This window comes from Rubneribacter badeniensis (assembly GCF_002899695.1).
GTDB lineage: Bacteria > Actinomycetota > Coriobacteriia > Coriobacteriales > Eggerthellaceae > Rubneribacter > Rubneribacter badeniensis.
On sequence record NZ_PPEL01000148.1, the window covers coordinates 1 to 4,043 of the forward strand.

Here is a 4,043-nt window from a genome sequence, read left to right on the forward strand (position 1 = left end):
TCGGCCGCCTCGGTCAGGCTGAACCCCGCCGCGACGGCCTCCACGGCGAGCTCCCTGGTCTCCAACGGGTACATGCGGACTCCAATCCGGACACCGGAGTGTCCAACTTTTTGTCCGCACCCCCTTCCAAACCAAGGAAGATGCAGAAACGCCTCGATGGCTTCCGAGGAGAATGGGGAGTAAGGCAACTGCAACTCCCCGCACAGCTCCTTATTGAAGGAGTCTACGAACAAGGGGATGTCTTCTTTACGTTCCCTGAGCGGCGGGAGGACAATCTCTATCTGAGAGAGACGGTGATAAAGATCCAGTCTAAAACGTTTTTCAGATACGGCCTCGTCAAGATTTTGATTCGTCGCTGCCACAAATCGAATATCAAGATCACGGACCTCGTTACTTCCCAGTCGTACGATTGACTGCTCCTGCAGAACGCGAAGAAGCCCCACCTGCATATCGTAGGGCATCTCGCCTATCTCATCCAAAAAAACCGTGCCGCCATGAGCGTATTCGAACTTGCCGATCAGACCTTTGGCCTGAGCTCCGGTAAAAGCACCCGGCTCATATCCAAAAAGCTCGCTAGCCATCAAATCCTTGGGAATCGCGCCGCAATTGATGGCCACGAATTCCCCTTTCCGGCCAGAATAGTCGTGAATCGCTTTTGCCATGACCTCCTTTCCCGTACCGGTCTCCCCAAGAAGCAGTACGCTCACCTTGATAGGAGCGACGCGACGCACCATGCGATCGACGGCCAGCCATTTCTCGCTTTGGCCGATAGGACGATGCTTTGGACAAGCCGCCGGAATCGAGTCGGAATCCGTTGAGCCCTGTTTGACCTCTTGCTGACCAGCGTTGCCAAACCTCAGCACTCTCGCCTTTTTCCCATCGCCCAAATCGACGCAACGCGCGGCAAGGAGCGTCATCTCGATCGGTTCCCGTCCGCGCTTCCGTTTGAATCGGACGATCTCCCCCTCCCCTCTCTCGAGGACGGCCCGCAGCGTCTTGTCTCCACCAACCAGGTACTTACCCAGAGAATCGGACCCATACGGAGCACTTGCCCACGAGCCGCATAGGCCCCCCACTACGTCGTTCGCAGAAAGCAGGCATCCCTGCTCGTTCGTAATTGCCACCCCTTCCTCGCATAGCTGGATCAATGGAGAGAAAAAGGCCATTGACGAAAGGGCTTGCAGCATCTTCCTATCAAGAAGAAAGAGCCGCTTGACAAGACGCGCAGCAACCGCCGCCATAATGGGAGCACGCGCAGGAAGGGGCTTGAGGGGAGAATTCAACAGCAAAGCCCCGCCGAACGATCCGTCATCATGCAAAAAGGGGGCGGCAGCCGCGGAGTAGGCTTGCGACCCCACCTTGTAATGTTCAAAGTAGTCGCATCTCACCGGCCTGTTCTCTGCCCGAACAAGCACGGCATTGCACGTCCCCACAACCGCTTCGTCCATGGTTGTTCCCAAAGCCCGCGGATACGATTCAAAAGGGGACACCAGATGGTAGACAAACGAATCCTCGTCCATCAATGAAACATTAGAATCAAGCAAGGCGCTCAGCATGCTCATCACGGGATCTGCCGCGCGAATCAATCGCCCATGCTCTCTCCTTGCTCTGATGAGGCGCGCCTCGTCGACTTTGCGCGTCTCCACCGTCCAAGGGCTCAGCCCGCTCTGTCGACAACGACGCCAGGAGCACGCCACTTCGCCTCTCACGACAGATTCATCCACATATCCCGTGGAAACGAACCGTCGCCATGCGTTCGCCATGGACTCCCCGATGAACAATGCGCCCACCTTCTTCCAGAGAACACGTCCCCCTCGGTCCGATTCATACAGCCCCTTGCAACACGCTCAAGAAACCAGCATTCCCAGAGCGATCTTTTGGCATAATAGCATCGGTGCGGAATCCCTCCCTGAGAAAAGAAAAATCCCAACCACGCCGAATCCGACAAAACACGACGGCGTTACGCGCTTCGATCCTCTGCCTGATAGGAACTGATCGCTCCACAGAGAGGGGAGGCCGACGCCTCAGCGTCCAGCACCGAGGCGAGAGGTCCGTCATATAACGCGTTCACCATGGATTTTGCCGTCTGAATCGAATGCGAGGGCATCGACGCGATTTTGCGCGCAAGGGACATCGTCTCCCTCTCGACATCCGAATCCGGCCACACATGATTGACCACCCCCATTGAGAAAAGTTCCGCAGCCGATATCTTCCCCCCAAGAAAAAGCAGCTCTTTCGTCCTCTGAGGTCCGACACACTCTGACAGGTGCTTCGCGATTCCCATCTCAGGAGCTATACCTATCTGGCAGAATGCAGGAACAAACAACGCCCTCTCGGATGCGCACAGCACATCGCAAGCAACGGCCAGAGAAAAGCCCCCGCCCACAGCGTATCCATCAACCATGCACACAACAGGTTTGGCACAGCGTCGAATTGCCCGCACCGCTCTCAGATAGGCCCGTAAAGACGCTCGAGCCCCGGCAGGCCCCGCCGAAGCTGCTATCCCCTGAGACAGATCGCCCCCGCTGCAAAAGGTGTCTCCCACGCCTCGAAGCACCACAACGAGAACCCCGTCATCCATATCGGCTTCGTCCATCGCGCGCTCGAAAAGGCGCATCATCTCAACCGAAATGGCATTCCTTTTTTCGGGTTGATTGAGGTTCACAATCATAATGCCCTCGTCTGAAATGACGGAAAATATCGGCGGTTTTCCGTCGTGCGATCGCTCTAACGTGCCCATGCAATCTCCTCTCGATACGACTCCATGTACGTAGATGCAGAATGCATGCCAATTTCAAGAAGTCGGTCTAAACAGTGGCAAATCAGCGATGTTTCCGTTGCGGAGACGAGGGAATGCCCAGGCTTTCGCGATACTTCGCAACCGTTCGTCTGCTGATGGACACGCCCCGAGAAACCAATTCATCAGCGAGAGCCTGATCACTCAAGGGTTTTTCTCGGCGCTCCTCGGAAATCAGATTTGAGAGCATCCGTTTGACATCGAACGACGACACCGTCGAGGCAACGGAACCTTCGTCGCATGCACCTTCAGCAGCAACGCAATCAAGCGACGAACCAAAAAACATGCGTAGTGGATATACGCCGAACGGGGTTTGCAACGACTTAAGGTTCACGATGCGAGATATCGTCGTTTCATGAACTCCGATAGCATCGGCTACGCGCCTCATCGACAGCGCGACCAGGCCCTCTCCCTCTCTATTCATGAATTCATATTCCTTTTCGAGCAGGTACAAGCCAAGACGATACAGCATGCGACCGCGATAATCCAAGTTACGCAACACGTTTTTGGCTTCGCGTTTCTTCCCCTCCAGATACTCCCTCGTCTCGTCATCTACTTTCGAACCCAGCAAAGCAAGATACGACTCGTTTAACGTAAGCGGACACGTCGTTGCCCCGAACACCGATACCGACCATTTCCCTTCGCGCCGTTCGATTATGATATCGGGATGGGTATAAGCGATCGCCTCTTTGGTAAATGCTCTTCCCGGACACGGATCGCACTTTCGAATGGCCTCCATAGCGGCAATCACATCCGCACGGGAAACGCCCAAACAACGAGCGAGCGATCCAGGCCGCTCTTTAAAGAAGTCATGAGGAAAGCGATCGAGCAAAGCGTATGCCACCCTCCCATGAGGCGAAGGCAATCGAGCAACTTGCAATTTCAGGCAATCTATCAGATCCGTCGCCCCCACCCCTGCCGGCTCCGCTGATCTAACCGCATCCAGAACCAGTCGAACGTCCGGCTCCTCCACATCGCATTCGAACGCGATGGCAGCCACCTCGCCTCGAAAATAACCGTCTTCGTCCAATGTATCAATGACGGATTCGACTACGACATCGGAACCAACACCGCTCGGCATCTGCGCGCGAAGATGCGTTTTCATATCTTTCTCGATCAGACGGGGGTGCGGACAAAAAGTTGGACACTCCGGTGTCCGGATTGGAGTCCGCATGTACCCGTTGGAGACCAGGGAGCTCGCCGTGGAGGCCGTCGCGGCGGGGTTCAGCCTGACCGAGGCGGCCGA

3 protein-coding genes are annotated in these 4,043 nt (G+C 55.7%); all 3 read right to left on the reverse strand.

Features of this window, described 5'->3' with window-relative positions; genetic code table 11:
- Positions 1-1,781, reverse strand: a 1,781-nt coding sequence (locus C2L80_RS14605; protein WP_129589974.1) for a sigma-54-dependent Fis family transcriptional regulator, incomplete at its 3' end; no start/stop codon positions are given.
- A gap of 179 nt (positions 1,782-1,960) precedes the next feature.
- On the reverse strand, positions 1,961-2,740 hold the full coding sequence (locus C2L80_RS13290) for an enoyl-CoA hydratase/isomerase family protein (RefSeq protein ID WP_092197567.1): 780 nt from the start codon (positions 2,738-2,740) through the stop codon (positions 1,961-1,963).
- An 82-nt stretch (positions 2,741-2,822) separates the two neighbouring features.
- Positions 2,823-4,043, reverse strand: a 1,221-nt coding sequence (rpoN, locus tag C2L80_RS13295) for an RNA polymerase factor sigma-54 (RefSeq protein WP_103263366.1), incomplete at its 5' end; no start/stop codon positions are given.

Coding starts and splice junctions, on each gene's coding strand:
- C2L80_RS13290 (WP_092197567.1), bottom strand. CDS start 2,740: ATGGGCACGTTAGAGCGATCGCACGACGGAAAACCGCCGATATTTTCC.